This is a genomic window from Nostoc sp. DedSLP03, from assembly GCF_034530815.1.
GTDB lineage: Bacteria > Cyanobacteriota > Cyanobacteriia > Cyanobacteriales > Nostocaceae > Nostoc.
In genome coordinates this window covers 32,266-53,827 of record NZ_JAVRCK010000046.1, presented here as the reverse complement: position 1 = coordinate 53,827, position 21,562 = coordinate 32,266, and the positions used below count along the sequence as shown (strand labels likewise).

Genomic DNA, 21,562 nt, shown 5'->3' with positions numbered 1-21,562 from the left:
CGGGTTCGGCAGTTGCTTATGGGGGAAACCCCCAAGACCGCACTGCCTCACCAAAATCTAAAATTTAAAATCCAAAATAGAAAAAATTATGCCCTACGAAAAATTAGAAATTACCACACCAGCACCCGTCTTATCTTGGGCAAATCACTCTTTGGGGCCAGAAGAAACCAAGATGGCCAAGAATGTGGCATCATTACCATTTGTATTTAAGCACGTGGCATTAATGCCAGACGTTCACTTAGGAAAAGGTGCTTTAGTGGGTTCTGTAATTGCAACCAAAGAGGCAATTATCCCAGCTGCTGTCGGTGTTGATATTGGTTGCGGTATGAGCGCGATCAAAACAGCATTTACCGCCGAACAACTAGAAGGTAAACTAAAGAAAATCCGCCTAGATATTGAAGCCGCAATTCCGACTGGATTCAATGAAAATAAAGACGTTGAAAAATCTGTTAGCAATTGGCAGCACTGGGATGATTTTAAAGACTTGCATCGCGGCGTGCAAGACCTACAAGGTAAAGCAATGAAACAGATGGGTTCTCTGGGTGGAGGAAATCACTTTATTGAGGTGTGCCTCGATACAGAGAATCAAGTTTGGCTAATGCTGCATTCTGGTTCGCGTAACATCGGTAATAAACTTGCCCAGTGTCATATTCACACAGCCAGAGAATTAGCAAAGATGGCAGGTAATAAATTGCCTGACCCTGATTTAGCTCATTTCGTTGCTGGTACACCAGAATTCCAAGCATACTGGCACGATTTGCAATGGTCACAAAACTATGCGCGTGTCAACCGCGATGTGATGATGGCGCGTTTTAAGCATATAGTTGAGAAGCATCTCGCAGGTGGGAAAGCAATTAAACCTTTATTGCAGGTTAATTGTCATCACAATTACGCCGAAAAAGAAGTGCATTTTGACGAGGATGTATACGTGACTCGTAAGGGTGCAGTCCGCGCCCAAACTGAAGATTATGGGATTATTCCTGGTTCGATGGGGGCAAAGTCTTTCATCGTTAAGGGTAAAGGTAATGCCCACAGCTTCTGTTCTTGTTCTCACGGTGCAGGACGTTTGTTATCTAGAAATAAGGCAAAAAATGTCTACACACTTGATGATTTGATAAAGCAAACAAATGGTGTAGAATGCCGCAAAGATGAGGGTGTGTTAGATGAAATTCCTGGTGCTTATAAACCGATAGAACAAGTGATGGAAAACCAAGCGGATTTGGTTGAAGTTGTAGCAACACTTAAGCAAGTACTTTGTGTTAAGGGCTAAATTTATGTAGAGTGGGCAATGCCCACTTTTTTATTTTTTAATCGCTAAAAGCCTAGCAAATATAAGTATTAATACCCAACCAAATAAGTTTTGTTTATAAAATTTATTGAAGCATTAAGTATGACATTTTGAAGTGCAGAATGTGGAATATAAAGTTTGTTTATAGTATCTTGCATAAAACTAAAAAACTGGACTGATTGATATTTGGGGGTTCGATAAACAACATTATCAAACTTAGGAACTCTAACTAAACAAATGATTGCAATATTTTTAGAAGATTCAAAGCAATGATTATCGTCATGAAATTAGGGACGCCATCAGTATAAATGGAGCGTGTTGTTGAACAAATACGTCGTCATGGATCACGCCAGAAATATGCCAATTGTATACATTTCTGTATAGGCAGTAACATCCGCCAACTCAGTAACACCTTTCTCTTTTGGAAATACTTCTAGGCATTGATATTCTTAGGCAATCACTAGCATAATATCCTCAATAAAAGGTTCTGCTTTGTTTGAATTAAGCATAATCACAACATATGAAAATCGCACTTCAACTTTCCCAACTTACCAAGTATTATGGTTCTCACCAAGCTGTAAACAATCTTAGCTTGCAGATTGCAGAAGGTTCATTTTATGCTCTTTTAGGTCCCAATGGTGCAGGAAAAACTACTACTCTACGAATGATTGCAGGGTTACTACGACCAGATAACGGGGATATTATGATCTTAGGACATAGTATCCAGCGATCGCCTCAAAAAGCAAAGCAACTTTTAGCATACCTACCTGAAGAGCCTCTACTCTACAACAAGCTACGTCCAACAGAGTATTTAGAGTTTATCGCCGGACTTTGGGGAATTCCTCCTTCTAAAGCTCAATCTTCTGCCGAAGAACTCCTCAAACAATTAAACTTGTGGGATAACAGAGGAGATTTTAGTGAAACTTTTTCGCGAGGGATGAGGCAAAAACTTGCTTTAGCAGGGGCATTAATTCATCAGCCGAGAATTATTATCTTAGATGAACCGCTAACAGGATTAGATGCAGCCGCAGCCCACTTAGTCAAAAATATGCTCACCGAGTATGTAAACCAAGGTGGTGTGGTAATTTTAACTACTCACATTATGGAAATTGCCGAGCGTATGGCGCAGCGAATTGGGATTATTAATCATGGGTACTTAGTTGCCGAAGGTACTTTAGATGAACTTAGAACTCAAAGTGGTGAAGCAGAAGGTAGTTTGGAGAGGGTCTTTTTAGAATTAACTCAAGATAATAATGTTGAAGGTACAAGATGAAAGTAGGGACATTACCTTGGCTTTTGGGCTATGAATTAAGTTTGTGGTGGCGTGAAATTACTGTTAGACCTATAGCAAAATTTGTTTTCAGTATTTTTGCACTTTTATTTTTGGGTAGTGTTTCTTTAACTTGGTTATGGGTTACGTTTGGTAATATTCGAGGTGCGATATCATTTCATACCATACCAGATTCTGCTATTTGGATAGCGGTAGTAGTTTGGTTGTTCGGATTTTATTATAGCTTTATCCAAGCGATGAGAAGTAGCTTGATGGCGTTATTTGAACGCGGGGATTTAGATTTACTCGTGTCATCACCAATTTCGAGTCAAGTGATTTTTGCAAGCCAAGTGTTAAGAATTGCCCTGAAAACTTTTTTCAGTGGTTGTTTATTTGTAATTCCTGTAAGTTTAATCGCTTTATTACTCGGTATTCCTCAACTTTTAGGGCTTTATCCGGCTTTGATTGGTCTTAGCTTAAGCGCTACAAGTTTAGCAATGTTATTTGTTTTAGGGTTAGTTCGTGTTATAGGTGCAAAACGGACGCGGACTTTTGCTCAAGTTCTTACAGTATTATTTATTATCACTATATATTTGAGTTCTCAGTTACCTAATCTCCTGAAAAAAACGGATGGAAACACGGCATCAATTTGGTTTCAGTTAGAACATTGGTTAGCGAAAGGAAACTTTTTGAGTGCAGATAGTTGGGTTTGGTTTCCTGCAAGAGCTATTTTCTTTGATCCGGTGTCAGTAGTGTTAGTGTTGTTAATTAGTATCAGTTTGACGTGGTTAACGGTGGAAGTTTTACATCGTTATTTTATTGCAGGTACACAGCAGCAAATTACAAGTGAACACCGTCAACTGCGCCCAACCCAAGCAACTCGCCTTGTTGGTGGTTTTAATCGTGTTGCTTTACTCAAAGAATGGCGGATTATGCGGCGCAATCCTTATTTAATTTCACGCCTATTTCTGCAAATATTTCTCCTCACATTCGCATTTTTGAGTATATTCCGACAACATAATAATGATGGTATTTTAGGGATGAGTTTAGTGTTGGCAGAAGCTTTGACATCAAATTTAGTGCAAATTTGCGTTTCTGGGGAAGAAGCACCAGATTTGCTCAAATCTTCACCAGTAAATAGTTCAAAGCTGCATCAATTGAAGTTGTTAGCGGCATTAATTCCTATCTGGTTATTGATATCACCACTGTTTATTGTTTTGATAGTCAACGGTAAACCGTGGTTTATACCGATGGTGCTTTTTTTCGCTGGTACTACTTGTGCAGCAACTCTCAGTCTGTGGAATTCTCGCCCTGTAAAGTTTACAGAATTATTTCGACGAAGGCAAAATAGTAAACTTGATGTATTGTTAAGTTTACTCGAAATTATTTCCTTGCTTTCTTGGGGATGGTTAGGATTTAGCTTGCAACAAGGTCATTTGCACACCGTTTTGACTTTATTGGCTGTGATTGGTTTAGTTGTGGCATTAGCATATGGGCGTAGTCGTCAGTTAGGGCGTGTCATCAATTAAGCATTGTTAGCGCTACTCTACGATAAACTGCTGCTCGCTGATAGCGCTAACGTTTAAATTTTGTGTCTTTTCAAAACTACAGTGTCAAAGATTGAGGATTTGTCTCAATCAATTTTGCCAAATCTTGCAAGAATGCCGCAGCATGAGCACCGTAAATAATTCGGTGATCTGAAGTAATATTTACTTGCATTTGTTGCCGCACGCCAAATAAACCATCGGGTGTTGCTACCACTTGCGGACGGGATGCCCCGATCGCTAAAATTGAGCCTTGTCCAGGTGGCAAAATCGCATCAAATTTATCTACGCCAAACATCCCCAAATTGGACAGGGTAAAAGTACCACTGTTGTATTCTTGGGGCTGTAATTGTTTTGTCCTGGCACGTTCTACTAACGATTTCCAAGTACGCGATAGAGAATAAATATCTACTGCGTCTGCATTTTGCAGCACAGGTGTAATTAATCCGCCATCATCCATTGCTACTGCGACAGAAATGTTGATATCAGAATGATAAACAATACCCTGGTCTGAGTAGCTAGCATTTAACAATGGGTGTTTTTGCAATGTCACTGCGACAGCTTTCGCCAGTAGCGCTGTCATTGTCACACCTTTGGATTTAATTTGTTTATAAAGTTTGTCTAATCCATCGGTGGTAATTGTATAACCGACACGGAAGACGGGCACGGATATGGTGGCTACCATGTTCCGCACTACGGCATTTTGGAAGGTAGTTAAAGGTACGGTTTGACCAGGAACAGCCGCTGCTACGGGTGCGGGTGCTGGTGCTGGTGTCCGAGGTGCTGGGGGTGCAACTGGGGCGCTGGTTGGTACGGGTGCTGGTGGGGCAACTGGGGTGGGTTGCTTGCCCTTGTTAGACAATGCTTCTACATCTTCGGCAACAATGCGTCCGTGGGGGCCACTACCTTTGAGTGTAGTCAAATCAACTTTGAGTTCTTTGGCTAACTTACGGGCACGAGGTGAAGCTACAAGCCTTCCTTCTTTGTGATTAGAGCCGTTTTGAGATGCTAAGGCTAAGGCAGGTGTGGCGACTGAGGCTGTGGCGGCAACTGGTTCAGGGGAAGAGGTAGGAGTAGCAGCCGCGCCGCCAGAATTAGCCTGAGATTTCGCCTGTTCAATTTCAGCCTCCGTTTCGGCGATAAAGGCGATCGCAGATCCCACCGGGGCAGTTTCACCAGCTTCAACTATGATATGGGCAAGAAATCCTTCATAAAAGGTTTCTACATCCATATCTGCCTTATCTGACTCTACAACCACCACTGTTTCGCCTTTTTCCACTTTGTCCCCTGGCGATTTCACCCAGGAGACGATTTTGCCCTCCGTCATGGTGGAACTCAGCGCCGGCATAAATACTTCGTGAATGCTCATAGGGTGGTTTGGAAATCAATGGTTTATGGACTTTAACAGTTTTTATCAGATCGAATTGTATCTTGGTGGGAGGGTTTTAGACTGTTTATATTTTAGGTTGGGGATTGGGCATTGGGCATTGGGCATTGGGCATGGGGCATGGGGCATGGGGGAGGCAGTGCGGTCTTCTCCCAAAGGGAGAGGCTAGCGCCAAGGGGTCTCCCCAAGTAGAGCAACTGCCGTCATTGGGCATTGGTTATTCACTAATGACTAATGACTCTAGGAACCTAAATATAGGTTAGAGGTCTATAATACAGAACTATCCTCAATGGTTAGCCAAAATCTCGATCTCGTTTTAGTCATTGACTTGCAAAAACCACCACGAGTTTCTCACAGTTAATATTTTTCATAACCACTACTTAAGATACACGAGCTTCTCACGGATAGAGGATATGGGATGTAGTTCAATCTAGAATTCAAAATTGGTAATAAACCTATTTGAAATTCCTGTTTACTTTTATGTCGGCAAAGCTGAAATTCTTTTTGATTGTGATATTAAGTATCTCTGCCACGGCTGGTGCTGGAGTTTATATTATCCAGCACCAGCAATCTGCACCGATTGTTGAGACTAATGATGAGCAAACCCAGCAGATGGGAGCAATACATCAGTCTCAGGAAGTTGCAGCCTTCTCAGAGCGTTCCGATTATCAAACTATACCTTTAGAAAAACTTAACTCATCTCTCCAAGGCAGTAATCCTACTACCCTTGCCCTGAATGCCTTTGAGGAGATAGCAGTGGGAGGATCGCAAAAAATAGAGGTAGTTTATCCCCAACCAAATCAGGCGTTAGTGACGATTACGCAAATCAAGCGGGGTAATAATTCAGTTGGGACGGTTAAATATCGAGCAGAGATGACAACCTTTGGGCGATCGCTTTTTATTAGCTCACCTCCAGTGTGGCAAATCGTTTGGGCTGGCTCCCAGGTGGAATGTTGGGCTGGGAGCCGCTCTCACACTAACACTAAGTTAAATCATATCTGTCATTAGTCATTGGTCATTGGTCATTGGTCAGAAAACAAATGACAAATGACAAAGGACAAATGACAAATGACAAATTTAAATGTCGCCGCGAATTTCTTCTACAACGCCATCGCGCAGAACGATTTCGACTTGCATTTTGCTAATCAGGTTATCACCGATTTCTACCCGGAAAAAGCCTTCCATTTGGAATTGGTTGACTTCTTGATCTTGTTGGAGAAACTGCACTTGCTGGAGATTTTGCAGCAATTGATTTTTTTGCTCCAAAAATTCACTTTTCTTTTGATTGACTTGGAGTTGGATATTGTCAATTTGTTGGAGGGTCTGGGGGCCGGGTGGTTGCAGACTCTGCTTTTGAATTGCGGCGATCGCTCTTTGTCCTTCAACGTCTAGCTGTTGCAGTTGCTGATCGAGTTGATTGATTTGCGCTTGCAGCTGCTGTTGTACTTCCTCTTTCCACAGGGGAGTCACAATAACTTTGACGTTAACGACGCGTTTGAGAAGCAAATTAGATTTGGAGACATCCATAAATATTTCACGTTCACTCTTTACAGTTAGCAGGTGGAATGATCAGGCAAACATGCCGTCAATAATATCGCGATAGCGTTCCGTGACGACATGTCGGCGAACTTTTAGTGTTTGTGTCATCAAGCCATTTTCAATAGAAAACGGTTCCAGGATGAGTTTAAACGTTCCGATGCGGTCATCCGGTCGATAGCCTGGACGATTTTGGACTTCCCGATTCAATTCTTGGCGAAATAAATCCTGGATCATTTTACTCTCCAAGTCAATTTTTTGACTATCTGAGGAAGTCACTTGATTATTGGGCGTATCCAGCGTTAGATTCTGACTTGCTGCCCATTTTTCTAAGGCTTCGACATTGGGGACTATTAAGGCTCCCAGGCTGCGCCGATCTTGACCAATGAGCATAATTTGATCGATGTATGGCGATCGCAAACACGCATCTTCAATCGGTTGTGGCTCGATGTTTTCCCCGTTAGTCAATACAATCGTATCTTTAGCCCTGCCAGTCAGCACTAAATCGTCTTGTGGTGTCAGCCAACCCAAATCGCCGCTATCAAACCAACCTTCAGCGTCAATTGCTTTCGCTGTCGCTTCGGGATTTTGGTAATAGCCTTGCATAATCTGCGGCCCTCTCAACAATACTAAGCCTCGCTTTTCTATTGGTAAAGGCGCTTTTGTCTCCGGATCGACGATTTTAGCTTCTGTAGCCGGGAGTGGTAGCCCTGATGCGCCAATCAAATTCCGCCAAGGACGCCGTACATGGGTGACAGGAGAAGTTTCTGTCAAGCCATAGCCTTGTAAAATCTGCACACCAATAATTTCAAAGAAATTATCTATGTGTCTGGGAAGCGCACCGCCACCGCTAATCATCTGCTTAACTTGTCCCCCTGTGGCTTCCCGAACTTTGGCGTAAACCAGTCGTTCTCCCAAGGCATGAAGGGGTAATAAAGCTGATGCTTGGATCTTAGCTGCTAATCGTTCGGCGGCTGAAGCATGAAGATTATTTAAATCCAATCCCTCAGCAGTTCGCTGGGCTTTGATATATTTGTCGCTAATGCCTAATAAAAATTTAATTAGGCGTTGCTTGTTGGCTGGTTGTTCGCGGAATTGCTTTTGCACTCCTTCATAAATCGATTCCCACAGGCGGGGTACACCGACCATGTAATTGGGTTTAAATTGTCTCAAATCCCCTTTTACAGAGCGCAAGTTGGTATAAACTTGCGTACAACCTTGAGATAATAGGTAATATTCAACAGTTCGTTCGTAGCTGTGCCACGAAGGTAGAATACTGAGAACTATATCACCCGCATTTGGTTGCAATACTGTGCCAAAAGTTGTCACTTGGTGCATCAAGTTACTATAAGACAGCATTACACCCTTGGGTTTACCCGTAGTGCCAGAGGTATAAATTAGAGTTGCCAGAGCGTCACGATTTTGCTTGACTGGCACAAAATTATGATTTTTACCGATTTCAAGCAACTGCGAAAAGTTGAGTACCTTTAAGGTTTCGTCTGTTGGTGGTGCTTCATCGGAAAGTAAGATTACCACTTGAATTGGTAAATCTTTGAGGCGATCTTGGAGTTTTTTAAGTGTTTTTAAATCTTCAATGACGATCGCTGTACTGCCGCTATTGGCGATAATAAACAGCAATTCTTCTTTTTCGGCTTGGGAACTACGCACCGCATCAACGCCTCCAGCAGTCATGATGCCTTGATCGGCAATGAACCACCGAGGACTGTTGTCAGCAATTAAGGAAATGCGATCGCTTACCTTTACTCCCAACGCCTGTAAGCCAGCAGCAAATAGTTGTATTTTCTCTGCCAACTGGGTATAAGTAATCACTATTTCCGGTTTAGCATGAGGATTGCGGAGGGCGACAACATCACCAAATCTTTGAGCTGCCAAAGGCCAAATTTCTGGTAGCGATTCCACATTTGTGTAATCTACCAACCGCTTTAATGCCTGCCGTTCTCGCTCGCTGATGTTAGATAAAAAAGAAGACGCGGTTTGGGTTGTTGACATAACACCTTACTTAAAGATTTTAAACTGATTATTTTCCAGCTTATTTTGTTATTTTGCTACAATAACCAACCTTATTATCCACATATCCTTCTGTGTACGATAATTCCAGGAATTCTACGTTTATATTTACAAAAATTTATGTTAAAGTTAATTTACATAGAGTGCAAGCAATGATTGTGTTTGCATCTAAGAACAGAAATCGCCTATGTTTCACAGGAGATGATTACCTATGAATTTTATCGACGGCATAATGCTAACGTTGCTCAATATTGCTGCTTGCATAGCGTTACCGAAGATTTTAGCTATTCTTTTGGCTGATAAAACCAAAATTACTGAAACATTGGCAAATGGTTCCAAATTACAAGCAGCCAAAATTCAACTTACAAGTTTCCCTTATTGTACAGCTTACGGATTGACAGGTAGCCAATACTGCAAATTCAGTCCTGATTTTTGTGCTAGCTGTTCTCCAAATTGATGGACTATTTGCTAGGAAAAATTCCTTGGTACTTCCGAAAACCAGCAATTCAATTAACTCTTCAACACATATTAGACTTCTTGGCATTTGTGGGGAAAAGGGTAAGGGGTAAAGGGGAAAGCGGCTCATAAAAACCCTTTTCCCTTTAACTTGAGTCCCTTTCCTCCCTCTTGCAAAAGTTACTTTTGCAAGAGGTCTATTCATTCTAATGTTGGTGCAGTGTATCTATCCCGCCTCGGAATAAATTCCGAGTCTCATAACCAAAGTCCTCTAAAAAAGGACTAAACTAAATTTCTTGTTTAGTCCTCTTTTAGAGGACTTTAACTATCAGCCCGGAACTTTAGTTCCGGGCGGGATATTTGCTCAGTGTAGGACTTTCACTTGAACAGAAATATTGGGTGAGTAAGATTTTTAGAGATGTGTGTACACCGTAGCCCAAGTAGAGAGAGGGACTTGTTTTTGGCTCCCCTTCTCCCCATATTGGCAGAAGGGGCTGGGGGATGAGGGTTTTTCTGTTCATACAGAACTACAGTTTTCAACGTGGACGCGGTTTAATTATACGGACATGATATAATTTGACTTTTTCAAATTTTGATAGATATACAGCGAAGAGATTGTATTTAAATCTACTTTTTTAGGCTCATCTTCATTCGCATTAGTATTTTTAAATAAAACTGTAAATGCACCAGCACCTAACCTATCTTGAGGAAATATCCGATAACAAGGCATCGTCGTTAAATGCGATTTATATTTGTCTAAATTAATAATTTCTATCGCTTCAAACTGGGGAAAGCGTTCTAAAAACCATTCACAAACTTGCTCATTTTCTTCGGGCGAATATGTGCAAGTCATATAAGCAAGATAACCTTGCGGTGAAACCATTTTAGCAGAATTCGCGATAATACGCTTTTGCCGATTTGCACTCTTATTAATAACAGTTGGGTGAAAACATCCGGGTGCTTTTTCACCTTTGGCAAGTAAAGATTGTCCAGTACACGGAGCATCTACTATGACTAGATTGCTAGAGCCGGGAAACATTTCGGCAAATATGCTTGAATCTCGATTAACCACTGCGCTAGGGCTAACCTGACAACGCTTCAAATTAGAAATTAGCATTCCCAGACGTTTGCCAATTACTTCATTGCTGATGAGCAATTCAGGTTTTAAAGCTCTCCAAGCAAAGATACTTTTACCTCCTGGTGCGGCACACATATCAAAAACTAAACGCACTGACTCAGGAATAGCTAACAAAGTACTAGCTGCAAACACCGAAGAAAAATCTAAACAATAGAAATATCCTTTTTCATGCAAGGGATGCTTACCAGGTTTTTCTCCCAGTGATAAGCGGTCTATAAATTGTGGTTGCCAAGAGGTTGGTGTTTCCACTGCCAAAGGTGAAATATCTGGCTTTTCTTGACACCAAAGAATACTAGGTGAAAAAGGCTGAGGATTCATTAAAGCCTCAATAAATTTTTCTTGTTCATCTAGATTAGCGAACAAACGCCGCGAGACTTTAAGTAATAAATTAGAAGGTTTTTCCATGTAAATGATGAATTACCAATTACGAATTAGGTTGCCGAGCGAAGTCGAGGTACGAATTACGAATTACAAATTATGAATTAGTACGTTGTATCTAAATCAAAATCAAACTGTTACACAAGAACAACGTAATTAAGGCTTTTGGCTTCATACTCAAAATATAATGACCGCCATTGGGAACGCAATGGCCAAGCTACCCCACTGCACCGGAGAAGGTCATGTTCTTAGATAGTTTTCAGGAAAAATTACGCAAAGAAGCACAACTATGGAGGGATGAAGGATTAATTAGTTCTTCGCAGTATGAGCAGATAGCAGAACGTTATCAATTTAAAAATCTGGAAGCTGCTGCACGCGATCGCAATAAAGCAATAGCGATCGCTATCGGTAGCATACTTTTATGCTTAGGCATAATTACCTTTGTATCAGGAAACTGGCAAGGAGGATCGCGAGAAGTCAAAATTATTCTGATGATGAGTTTGTTTTTTGCGATCGCCATCACTGGATTTTACAGCTGGAGGCCACCTGAAGGGAAGAAGCCAGAACGAAGCAAACGCCTACTGGGAGAAGGGTTGCTAATTTTAAGTGCCTTCATCTTCGGTGCAAATTTACTGCTGATGGCCCAGATGTTCAATATCATCGGTTCAGTTTCTCAACTGTTTCTCGCTTGGGGATTCGGTGTTGTGGTCATGGCCTTCAGTTTGTGCTTAAATTCTTTAGGAATTCTGTCAATTATCCTCGTGGAAATCGGCTACTGGACTGGACTAGAAGACTTATGGTACGCAACAGGAGAGTTAACTTGGTCGCGGCTAGTAGTCCAGCATTTGCCTTTGTTGGCATGGCTGGTATTTGTACCCTTAGCCTACTTCTGTCGTTCCCGTTGGATTTTTGGTTTAGCAGCCTTTGTTTTTGCTAGTTCCTTACAAGCTAACCTTAATCCACTGCCATTGTTGAATTATGCTGATATAGCCCCTTGGGTGGCATCTTTTGCTTTTGCACTCCCACCTGCATTATTCTGGAGTTATGATGATTTACTCTTTCCAACCATAAATTACAGGTTGTTTCAATATCTAGCCCGTAATTTAGCGTTGTTAAGCTTTGGCATCGTCTTTTACATTTTGTCTTTTCGTTGGGTCTGGGAATCTCCAGATTATAGTTATAATCAGCCAACGAATTTGACAAACTTATTCGAGTCTTTGCCAATCATCGATTTGGGGATTCTCAGCGGCTTGGCGGTATTACAATGGTTGTTCCTACTGCGCCAAAGAAATAATCCTCCGCGCCGCGAAGTGATTTTCACAACTGCTGTCATTAGTACATTTCTTGTCTTTATTGCAATAGTACCTTTTTGGCATCAAACTATCAGCCGGATTGATGAACTTGGCATTTTTATTTTCAATGTACTTCTTGCAACATTAGCCTGGGGACTAATTCAAGAAGGATTGAAATTAAGCAACAGAATTTCCTTTTGGGGCGGTATGCTGTTAGTAACACTGCAAATTATCAGTCGCGTGCAGGAGTACGATACAGACTTACTTTTTAGGTCGCTAGTCTATGTGCTGTGCGGTTCTGCTTTAATTAGCGCTGGACTCTGGTTTGAACGCCGCCTACCTGGTGGTAGCTCTACAAGTAAAAAGTAGGGCAAAAGATGAAAGAATTCAGGAGTCAGAATTCAGGAGTCAGAATTCAGGAGTCAGAATTTAGGAAAAGTTAACTAAATCTAAAATTGAATGATTCCTAACTCCTAACTCCTAACTCCTAACTAAAAATCTCTGTGCGTCAAAGTTTTTAAAGTTTCTCTGCGTTAGTCCTAATCTCGTTACTTTTAACCTCTTCAAGACCTCTGCTTTTTAGGACTACGCTCATGACTAATACTTCTTCTGAATCTAAAAATAAACCCTTGTCTCCGGAAGCTGAATTTTCCAGTAAGGTGACTTTTCGGGATTACTTGATTGCTACTGAACAAAAATCGAATAAGCCCTTACCTTTTTGGCGGTTACTAGCTCCCCTGGCGCTGCAAACAGGGCTAATTATGGCAGTACCAGCCCAAGCAGTTTATACAGATGTCACAGGTAAGACGGTGATTTTGCAAACCGTACCTGTAGATCCTAACAATGCGATCGCAGGTAACACCTTAGCCTTAGATTACAACATCTCCCGTACCTCAAATTTGAGCAGATTGCCTGGTTGGCAAACATTAGTCAGCAAAGGTCGTGGAAGTGGCAGAAGATTGCCTGAAGGAACCAATATTTACGTGACTTTGCAAGAGCAATTCTCTTCTGGTCGCGGTGTTCCGAGAGCTTGGAGACCATTACGAGTAAGTAGCGATCGCCCCACAACTCTTAGAGCCAATCAGGCAGCCTTAAAAGGTGTTTATCAGGATGGCTCTGTTAACTACGGCTTAGAAACATATTACATCCCAGAAAACCAACGGCAGCAAATTCGGAACGACTTACAAGCCCAACGCGCCCGCCGAGGACAAGTACCACCGATTGTGGTCAAGGCAAAAGTAGACCCACAAGGAAAGGCAGTGCCAGTTAGTATGTGGGTGCGCGATCGCAACTATCGCTTTTAAGTAAAGCGTGAAAATATGCAAGCTTTGTCTCTAAAGTTCTGAGCGCCGGGAGTCAGCGCTCAGAATTTTCTGTTTGTCATTTGTAAATACAAATGACAAATAAAGAAGTTGATTTTAATACTTGAAGCTGAGTTGACACTCTTAGTATTGAGTTGACTTTAAGTTACAGTTACACTTCAAGAACCGTCAACTTGTTATGTACAATCACTTAAGCCGAAAGTTACAAAGGGTTCAGAATTTTTTTATAACCTGCAAATTAGATTGTTAGACGATCATTAAAATATAAAGAATACGTAAATAACACTACTTTTATATAAATTTTTCAATAAAAATATGAAAAGAATGTAAATATTTTTATTAAATTAGAGAGATTTAAGTAAATTTTCGCTATGTAAGTACTATCAGGTTATGATTTTGTTTCTATTTTCAAATATTGAATAAAAGATTATTTTTTGTCATTAACAATCTTAGAGGATGTTTGAAAAGTCGCAAAGTATGGTGTAAACCCCTCTCCAAACCTCTCTCCGTATCGGGGAGAAGCTTTGAAAGTCCCATTCCTTTGTAGGGAAAGGGGTTAGGTTTGGGAAATTTTGGTGTTAGCAATAATACTTTTCAAACATCGTCTTAGAGGTTGTTGAGATCGTGACAAAAAATTCGTTAATTAATACTTGTTAAGTCTGCAACTTTCTAGTTCTGACTCTGTGAATTTCTGATCGAAGAAAGCTCGATCTCAGAGTTATCTGTGAATTCTGACTTAAAGAATTCTTATTGAAAGAGCAAGACTTTCAGGGATTAAAGCTTTATCACACTCAATTGAGGAAATTTTATTATGCCCAGGCTAATTGTTTCTTTTCCCGCACTCATAGGTACTTCTAGTTCCGATCTAGTGGTGGGCCAAGAGGATAATGGATTCCCAGTAGAGGGTAATGTATTGCCAGCAATTGGAATTGAGGTTCTAAAAAATGGAGTCATTAATACTCAAGCAGGCAACGACACTATCGAGGGTAGTGGCACAGGCAGCAGCAGCAGCTTTGACGCAGGTACTGGCACAGGCATTGCTAACAGTGGCATCATTAATGCAGGGATAGGAGATGATACAATCTTTGGCACAGGCACTGGTGGTTATGGGTATCGATCCATCTATGAAGCTGGTATAGGTATCTCCAATACTCAGGGTGGCTATATCAATGGAGGAGATGGAAAAGATTTGATCTCCGGTTTGGGGACATCCGTTGGTATAGGCATCCAAAACACTAAGGATAGCCGTATTGATGGAGGAAAGGGGGATGACTCTATCTTTGGAACTGGAATTGGAAAATCTTTTTTTAGCGAGTTTGCTATAGGAATCTCTAACACTGAGAGCAGCGATATTAATGGAGGAGAAGGGAACGATTCTATCTCCGGAACTGGAACTGGTGGAACTGATTTCGGTGGAGGAGATGGTACAGGCATCTTCAACAGTGGTGGCAGCCACATTAATGGAGGAGACGGAAACGATTTTATTACTGGTATCGGCAAGGGCAGTGATGCAGAAGAATCAGATCCGTTCCACAGTGACTATTATCCGGGTGAGGGTACAGGCATCTCCAACGGTCAGGGTAGCACGATCAGTGGAGGCAAGGGAAACGACTTCCTCTCTGGCACAGGCACAGGCGGTGCAGGACTGTCCGATAACCCTTTTTACACGATTGCACCTAGTATAGGTACAGGTATTGTTAACAGTGGCACGATCAGTTTAGACGATGGCAACGATAGGATCATCGGTACTGGCATTAATAAAGGCATAGGCATTGATAATACTAATGGCATTATCTATGGAGGAGTAGGAGATGATACCCTCACTGGGTATGGCACAAATACTGGCATCCAAGGTGGCACAATTGATGGCGAAAACGGTAACGATTACTTTAAAGCCCGTCGAATTGATGCTAGCAGTAATGCTGTTTCAGACCAAGGGGGTGCGATCGCCAATGTCTTGCTTAAGGGTGGAGCTGGAGCCGACACATTTGATGTTGGTTACGGTAATGCCAAGATTGATGGCGGATCGGGATCGGACAAGCTAATTCTGCTTGGTTCCAAAAGTAATTACATCATTCTAGGTAACTCCAACAATTACACCATTAAACGTGATGAGTTCACCCTTAATGTCTTGAATGTTGAGGAAATCGTCTTTTTTGGCACTGCTCCACTGTAAACTGTGTTTGGTAATTCCCGATCGGAAAAGCTAAGAAGAGGCATCTAGAACAAAAAACCTATAGTTACACAGAAGTCTTATTCTCGTTACTTTAGACCTCTGCTTTTTACGACTACGCTCATGGCTAAAATACAGCAGTTTTATTTTGCATAAAGTACAAAGCTACGGGTTTTGAGGCAGGAAGCAGAATATTGCCTGAAGAAAGTAACATCTACGTGATTTTGCAAGAGCAACTATCCTCTAGTCACGGTGTTCCTAGAGCTTGGAGACTGTTACGAGTAAATAGCAATCTTTTATGAGATATTTGGTGAAAAAGAATATAGAGACGTAGCATTACTATGTCTCTCCAAAGGTTCTAGGTAAAGCATATTTAATTTCATCAGATGTCTTATATATCGCCTACATTTAGAATGAAATAAAATAGCCCTGCATTACAGTAGAGACTCAAAACAGTGTATTTATACTAAGATAATCGGCAACTAAAACTTACTGGTAATATATGATTTTCGGTAGATTGAGTCAAAAAGCAAGGCTACTATTTACGAGATTTTTACTGCTAGCGATCGTAGTAGTAATTGCAGTGTGGCAACTCTTCCCAAGTCTAACCCAGTTAGTACAACAAGAAAGCAATTACGCGAGCCATATTCAACAGAACTTTAATCAATCTAGTTTTTACCCTATTTCAAAAATTCTATCTACAAACCTTTATAAACCTATTGGCGATTGGGTAGGAAGGTTAATTTTACCAACAAAACAGCAATTACAAGATGGTTTAGATTGGGTATGGATGGAAGTGCAATATGCACCACCCAACGCACAAGAATTGGTAGGGAATATTGTGCGTTTGGAATGGAAAAACAATAAAGATTTGCTTGCTTTGGATCAAGCGGTAACGCGAGATATAAATTTTCCTCCTGAAGTGATTAAAAGTCAAAAACAAGGAAATATTCATCCTTTTCGACTAAATGGAGTTCGTCAGGTAGGGATTTTACGCTCTTTGGCTGGTGCAAATCCTGATGATGAAACAATTGTTGTTTTAGATTCAACTACAATCATTGATGCAAATCAAGAAAAATCTATTTTGCAAATTGAACGCGAACCTGTTTTGGCAAATGGTAGATTTTATGGATTGGTAAAAATAATTAAACCGATTGAATCTCAATATAAAACTAGTTTATTTTCAAATAAAAAGCAGTTTAACGATTATTTTTTAGTACAACATTATAATCCTAATTCAAATAACTTTGATGGTATTGAAGAAACTATTCGCATTCCCCAACAAGTAATAGATTCGCGAAATTTCGCTCCTTCAAGTTCGCAGCAAATCGAGCGATCGCCTGCGGGTGAAGATGGTTGGTATATTTATGGCGCTGCCGATGCAAAGGGCGTATTTACGGTACGCGCACTTGCACCTCGTTCTCTGTTGCAAATTCAACCCCGTCAAATTATTACTGGTAAAGAATTAGGTCTAAATTACATCCAAGAGGTAAATTGGCAAAATACTGAGAACAATAAAGGTAAATTCAATACTGTATTATTAACACCTGGAGAAACACAAAATTCACAAAATCAATCTATATCAAAATGGCAAGAAGGCAATAAAGCTATTGTTCTACACCTATTTGGTGGAATTGGCGGACGTAAAGCTGAACCATTAGGAGTACCTTATACTATCACCGGACATTTCGCTTTTGGAATTGCAGAAGTTGTCCGCGATGAGTTTACTAAGGAATTACGCTTCGAGACTAAATACCAGCAAATTTATGCCCATAACCCTGATGGAATTATTGCCGGAACGCATACATGGGCTGATTACATGGGTAATTTACAACGTGGTTGGCTAGCAACACGTCCAGTATCAGATATTCTGATCGAATTCAACCCTGTAACGCAGGATTATGATTTTGATGGTGTCAAACTTTCGCCTTTAAAGCAATTCCAGCAACAATTACAGATAACAATGGCACGTTATCGGATTGGTGATGGAACTGGTGGGGCAATGGTATCACCTGCTACCTCATGCGTCCAAGACTCAAACCAAGCACTTTATGCTGCGATATTAGCAATTAAAAACCAAGTTACTACAACTCCTCAAATTCAAACTTGGATACGCACCAACCCCAATCACCCGCAAACATTACGCTTTCAGCAGCTAGTTGAATTAGGTCAATCTTTGGAACAACAATTAGCACCCTTGGGTATAGTTCGCGCTGATTGGCAAAGTCAAGCAGGTATACTTGCAGGTACGGGTAGAGGAAAAACGACGAAACCATTTCAAGATCGTAGTATTTGGGCTGGTTTGACAACATGGCGAACAATAATGCCTAGACTTGCACACGACGATCTCGCCGCAATATTTTTAAAACATGGCGCAACTATGCAAGTATTGCGAACTAATCAAGTTGGTGGTTGGGAACCTAATATTACACCCATTGCCCCAACAGCACTTTTAGGACAAATTAAGATTCCTTTTACCAATATTTCACCACTTTCAATTCTTTTAAATCGCGTTTTAGCGTCCTTAGTAGTTCCGAGGTTCAAAGATTGGTTAGTTATTGTTGTACTGCTGATAATTTATAGTATTCTTGCTCTACCTTATGGTTGGAAATTTGGATTTTTACAGATAGAAATTTGGTCTGCAAATTGGATTGATAAATGCTTGTTAATATTGCGTTGCTTATTTTTACCTGCAATTGTGGAAGAACTCTTTTTTCGCGTTTTTTTGCTTCCTCATCCTAACGAAATTACCAGTTGGTTCCAATGGTCTTTGTGGGCAATAGTGAGTTTAGTATTATTTATTTTGTATCATCCCTTGAATGCTAAAACATTTTTTAAAGCTGGAATTACCACATTTTTTAATCGTGTTTTTCTTGTTTTAGCGGCATTTTTGGGAATTATCTGTACTATTGCATATACGCTCACAGGATCTTTATTTGCGATCGTTTTAATTCACTGGGTTGTTGTAGTAGTTTGGTTAATTGTTTTTGGAGGAATCAGAAAATTAGATAATCATCAAAAAATTCAGAATGCTAAGGTTTAAGGAGGCAGGGGGCAGGAGGTAGGAGTCAAAAATGCTTGCTTAAGGCTAAAACTTGATGCCTTTATTTAGCACTACTAAATCTAGGACAACCTTCCTCAGCCCCCTTTTTACAACAACCGCAAAACTTTTTATTAGCGATCGCACTACAACTAGTATTCGGCAACACACTGCTAAGGCACAATCAACACTGGGCAAGGGGAAAGGTTAATCACGCGAGTGGTAACGCTATCATCCGCTCCCTCTTCAGTCAAGCCTAGCCCCCGACAGCCCATGATAATTAAATCAGCCCCGATTTCATCAGCGACATCGCAGATCGTAAAAGCTGGTTTGCCTTGCCTTTCTAGGGTTTCAGATTGAATTCCTTGCCCAGAAAATAAAGATTGGGCATTTTCTAGCAGTTTTGCAACTACCTCTGGCGACACCATCGGATCGTCTGCATTAGGCGCATCTGGAGGTGGTTCTTCTACCACAGACAGCAGCACCAAGCGACTGCTGTACTTTTTGACTACGTTGGTAACAACATCAGCAGCTTCCCGCGTTTCCCGGCTTTGGTCGATAGGAAATAATACCGTCTTAAATATATCTGTCACTTGGGTACCCCTGACTCCGGTAAAATCTTGATGGTTCTACTTTCAAAACAATAACAAAAAGGCAATCAGGAGAGTTTGGTGTGTCCAAAAAAAGTTTAGCAAGTTTATCTTCGGCTGATATCTCTGGGAAACGTGCCTTAGTGCGGGTTGACTTTAATGTGCCTGTGGACGATCAAGGCAATATTACTGACGATACTCGCATTCGCGCCGCTCTACCAACCATCCAAGATTTGACGCAGAAGGGAGCTAAGGTCATTCTCGCCAGCCATTTTGGCCGTCCCAAGGGTGTGGATGACAAATTACGCCTAACTCCCGTTGCCAAGCGTCTGTCGGAGTTACTGGGGCAAGAAGTCGTTAAAACTGATGACTCCATTGGTGATGAAGTTGCAGCTAAAGTTAGCGCCCTGCAAAATGGCCAAGTGCTGCTACTGGAAAATGTCCGTTTTTACCCAGAAGAAGAGAAAAACAATCCAGAATTTGCAGAAAAATTGGCAGCTAATGCTGATTTTTATGTAAATGATGCTTTTGGTACTGCACACCGCGCCCATGCTTCTACTGAAGGTGTGACTAAATTCCTCAGTCCTTCTGTGGCTGGATATTTGGTTGAGAAGGAATTGGAATATCTGCAAAACGCCATTGAAAATCCCCAACGTCCTTTGGCGGCAATTATTGGCGGTTCCAAGGTTTCCAGTAAAATAGGCGTAATTGAAACACTGCTGGAGAAGTGCGATAAACTAATCATCGGCGGTGGGATGATTTTCACCTTCTACAAAGCCCGTGGTTTGAATGTTGGTAAGTCGTTAGTAGAAGAAGACAAGCTAGAACTAGCGAAGTCTTTGGAAGCTAAGGCTAAGGAACGGGGTGTTACCTTCTTGTTACCTACAGATATAGTATCAGCAGATAAGTTTGCTCCTGATGCTAATGCGACAACCGTCAGCATTGAGAACATCCCCAATGATGGTATGGGTTTGGATATTGGCCCAGACTCAGTAAAAGTTTTCCAAGATGCCCTTGCGGATACCAAAACGGTAATTTGGAATGGGCCGATGGGTGTGTTTGAGTTTGATAAGTTTGCCGCAGGTACGGAAGCGATCGCTCATACCCTCGCCGAAATCGGTAAAACTGGCACAACTACCATCATTGGCGGTGGTGACTCGGTAGCGGCTGTGGAAAAAGTTGGTTTAGCCGACCAAATGAGCCACATCTCCACCGGCGGCGGCGCTAGCTTGGAGTTACTTGAAGGCAAGGTATTGCCTGGAATTGCAGCTTTAGATGATGCTTAATATAGACGTTACAGCAATTTTCAGGTAATTAAACCATCGTTAGGGGCGCACAGATGTGCGCCTCTAATGTAGATAGGAGAAAAAACTGTGGAAACCAAATGGCTGGAATGGGCGCAAAATTTACAAGCGATCGCTCAAAATGGTATAACCTATTCTGAAAACCCTTTTGATATCGAACGTTACAAACAATTACGAGCGATCGCCACGGAAATCATGGCGAGTTACTCAAATGTAGAACATAGCTATGTCCTCGATTTATTTAGCCGTGAACTCGGATATGCAACTCCCAAAGTTGATGTGCGGGCGGCTATTTTTCGTGACGATACTATATTGTTAGTCAAGGAGCGAGTAGACGGCTGCTGGACTTTACCTGGTGGATGGGCTGATGTTGGTGAGTCGCCCAGTGAGGCAGTTGTGAAAGAAGTATATGAAGAATCGGGATATCAAGCACGCGCTATCAAACTTTTAGCAGTCTATGACAGAAACAAACAGGGACATCCACCATTACCGTTTTATATCTACAAGCTGTTTTTTCACTGTGAACTTATTGGTGGTTCTCCATCATCAAGTATTGAAACTGAAGAAGTAGGTTTTTTTCCTGAAGGTGCGTTACCAGAACTTTCTCTCGGACGTGTGACACCAGCACAAATAAATCGACTTTTTCAACATTATCGCCAACCAAATTTACCGACAGACTTTGATTAGTAGTCCCTTCAATATTTAATATACTTGGGCAACTTTTTTAGATAAGATACTACTACAGAAATTTCCTATTTACACTAATTAACTATATAGTTTGATCCGATAATTTGCTACCAAAATAAATGCATAGCA

General features: G+C 41.2%; 16 protein-coding genes. 11 read left to right on the top strand and 5 right to left on the bottom strand.

The window, feature by feature from the left end:
• The first annotated feature begins 88 nt into the window (after positions 1-88).
• From RM368_RS21765 to RM368_RS21755, 3 genes are all read left to right on the top strand, one after another.
• A complete protein-coding gene (locus tag RM368_RS21765) occupies positions 89-1,270 on the top strand; it encodes an RtcB family protein (RefSeq protein WP_322695960.1) in 1,182 nt (393 codons plus the stop codon).
• Positions 1,271-1,808: 538 nt separating this feature from the next.
• Entirely contained in the window at positions 1,809-2,561 is a 753-nt protein-coding gene (locus RM368_RS21760; RefSeq protein ID WP_322695959.1) for an ABC transporter ATP-binding protein, read from the top strand.
• Entirely contained in the window at positions 2,558-4,087 is a 1,530-nt protein-coding gene (locus RM368_RS21755) for a hypothetical protein (RefSeq protein WP_322695958.1), read from the top strand. Before RM368_RS21760 ends, RM368_RS21755 begins: the two co-directional genes overlap by 4 nt.
• 76 nt (positions 4,088-4,163) lie before the next feature.
• Here the strand turns inward: RM368_RS21755 and RM368_RS21750 are convergent, their stop codons facing one another.
• Positions 4,164-5,471, bottom strand: coding sequence for a dihydrolipoamide acetyltransferase family protein (locus RM368_RS21750; RefSeq protein WP_322695957.1), 1,308 nt, complete (start codon positions 5,469-5,471; stop codon positions 4,164-4,166).
• A 498-nt stretch (positions 5,472-5,969) separates the two neighbouring features.
• Here RM368_RS21750 and RM368_RS21745 point away from each other — a divergent pair, with 498 nt between their 5' ends.
• Positions 5,970-6,497 carry a hypothetical protein gene (locus RM368_RS21745; protein ID WP_322695956.1) on the top strand — a complete coding sequence of 176 codons (528 nt, stop codon included), beginning with the start codon at positions 5,970-5,972 and terminating at the stop codon, positions 6,495-6,497.
• 69 nt (positions 6,498-6,566) lie between these two features.
• Here RM368_RS21745 and RM368_RS21740 read toward each other — a convergent pair whose 3' ends face one another.
• Both RM368_RS21740 and RM368_RS21735 read right to left on the bottom strand, forming a co-directional pair.
• Complete coding sequence (locus tag RM368_RS21740; protein WP_322670207.1) at positions 6,567-7,016, bottom strand: YlqD family protein; 450 nt, start codon at positions 7,014-7,016, stop codon at positions 6,567-6,569.
• A 42-nt stretch (positions 7,017-7,058) separates the two neighbouring features.
• Complete coding sequence (locus RM368_RS21735) at positions 7,059-9,035, bottom strand: AMP-dependent synthetase/ligase (RefSeq protein ID WP_322695955.1); 1,977 nt, start codon at positions 9,033-9,035, stop codon at positions 7,059-7,061.
• Between the two features lie 229 nt (positions 9,036-9,264).
• Between RM368_RS21735 and RM368_RS21730 the strand changes: the two genes are divergently transcribed.
• Positions 9,265-9,510, top strand: coding sequence for a hypothetical protein (locus tag RM368_RS21730; protein WP_322695954.1), 246 nt, complete (start codon positions 9,265-9,267; stop codon positions 9,508-9,510).
• Between the two features lie 555 nt (positions 9,511-10,065).
• Here RM368_RS21730 and RM368_RS21725 read toward each other — a convergent pair.
• Positions 10,066-11,052 (bottom strand): RsmB/NOP family class I SAM-dependent RNA methyltransferase, encoded by a 987-nt coding sequence (locus RM368_RS21725; protein ID WP_322695953.1) that lies wholly within the window; start codon positions 11,050-11,052, stop codon positions 10,066-10,068.
• 215 nt (positions 11,053-11,267) lie between these two features.
• Here RM368_RS21725 and RM368_RS21720 point away from each other — a divergent pair, with 215 nt between their 5' ends.
• From RM368_RS21720 to RM368_RS21705, 4 genes are all read left to right on the top strand, one after another.
• Complete coding sequence (locus RM368_RS21720) at positions 11,268-12,686, top strand: DUF2157 domain-containing protein (protein WP_322695952.1); 1,419 nt, start codon at positions 11,268-11,270, stop codon at positions 12,684-12,686.
• Between the two features lie 224 nt (positions 12,687-12,910).
• Positions 12,911-13,621 carry a GDYXXLXY domain-containing protein gene (locus RM368_RS21715; protein ID WP_322695951.1) on the top strand — a complete coding sequence of 237 codons (711 nt, stop codon included), beginning with the start codon at positions 12,911-12,913 and terminating at the stop codon, positions 13,619-13,621.
• 829 nt (positions 13,622-14,450) lie between these two features.
• A complete protein-coding gene (locus RM368_RS21710; RefSeq protein WP_322695950.1) occupies positions 14,451-15,815 on the top strand; it encodes a hypothetical protein in 1,365 nt (454 codons plus the stop codon).
• A 499-nt stretch (positions 15,816-16,314) separates the two neighbouring features.
• Positions 16,315-18,855, top strand: coding sequence for a type II CAAX prenyl endopeptidase Rce1 family protein (locus RM368_RS21705; protein ID WP_322695949.1), 2,541 nt, complete (start codon positions 16,315-16,317; stop codon positions 18,853-18,855).
• Between the two features lie 170 nt (positions 18,856-19,025).
• Here RM368_RS21705 and RM368_RS21700 read toward each other — a convergent pair whose 3' ends face one another.
• Positions 19,026-19,436 (bottom strand): universal stress protein, encoded by a 411-nt coding sequence (locus RM368_RS21700; protein WP_322695973.1) that lies wholly within the window; start codon positions 19,434-19,436, stop codon positions 19,026-19,028.
• Between the two features lie 89 nt (positions 19,437-19,525).
• Between RM368_RS21700 and RM368_RS21695 the strand changes: the two genes are divergently transcribed.
• Both RM368_RS21695 and RM368_RS21690 read left to right on the top strand, forming a co-directional pair.
• Positions 19,526-20,728, top strand: coding sequence for a phosphoglycerate kinase (locus tag RM368_RS21695; protein ID WP_322695948.1), 1,203 nt, complete (start codon positions 19,526-19,528; stop codon positions 20,726-20,728).
• A gap of 87 nt (positions 20,729-20,815) precedes the next feature.
• On the top strand, positions 20,816-21,433 hold the full coding sequence (locus RM368_RS21690) for an NUDIX hydrolase (RefSeq protein WP_322695947.1): 618 nt from the start codon (positions 20,816-20,818) through the stop codon (positions 21,431-21,433).
• Positions 21,434-21,562: the final 129 nt, after the last annotated feature.

Bases quoted from the DNA above. Each gene is read 5' to 3' on its own strand.
- RM368_RS21765 (WP_322695960.1), top strand. From the start codon at position 89: ATGCCCTACGAAAAATTAGAAATTACCACACCAGCACCCGTCTTATCT.
- RM368_RS21760 (WP_322695959.1), top strand. From the start codon at position 1,809: ATGAAAATCGCACTTCAACTTTCCCAACTTACCAAGTATTATGGTTCT.
- RM368_RS21755 (WP_322695958.1), top strand. From the start codon at position 2,558: ATGAAAGTAGGGACATTACCTTGGCTTTTGGGCTATGAATTAAGTTTG.
- RM368_RS21750 (WP_322695957.1), bottom strand. From the start codon at position 5,471: ATGAGCATTCACGAAGTATTTATGCCGGCGCTGAGTTCCACCATGACG.
- RM368_RS21745 (WP_322695956.1), top strand. From the start codon at position 5,970: ATGTCGGCAAAGCTGAAATTCTTTTTGATTGTGATATTAAGTATCTCT.
- RM368_RS21740 (WP_322670207.1), bottom strand. From the start codon at position 7,016: ATGGATGTCTCCAAATCTAATTTGCTTCTCAAACGCGTCGTTAACGTC.
- RM368_RS21735 (WP_322695955.1), bottom strand. From the start codon at position 9,035: ATGTCAACAACCCAAACCGCGTCTTCTTTTTTATCTAACATCAGCGAG.
- RM368_RS21730 (WP_322695954.1), top strand. From the start codon at position 9,265: ATGAATTTTATCGACGGCATAATGCTAACGTTGCTCAATATTGCTGCT.
- RM368_RS21725 (WP_322695953.1), bottom strand. From the start codon at position 11,052: ATGGAAAAACCTTCTAATTTATTACTTAAAGTCTCGCGGCGTTTGTTC.
- RM368_RS21720 (WP_322695952.1), top strand. From the start codon at position 11,268: ATGTTCTTAGATAGTTTTCAGGAAAAATTACGCAAAGAAGCACAACTA.
- RM368_RS21715 (WP_322695951.1), top strand. From the start codon at position 12,911: ATGACTAATACTTCTTCTGAATCTAAAAATAAACCCTTGTCTCCGGAA.
- RM368_RS21710 (WP_322695950.1), top strand. From the start codon at position 14,451: ATGCCCAGGCTAATTGTTTCTTTTCCCGCACTCATAGGTACTTCTAGT.
- RM368_RS21705 (WP_322695949.1), top strand. From the start codon at position 16,315: ATGATTTTCGGTAGATTGAGTCAAAAAGCAAGGCTACTATTTACGAGA.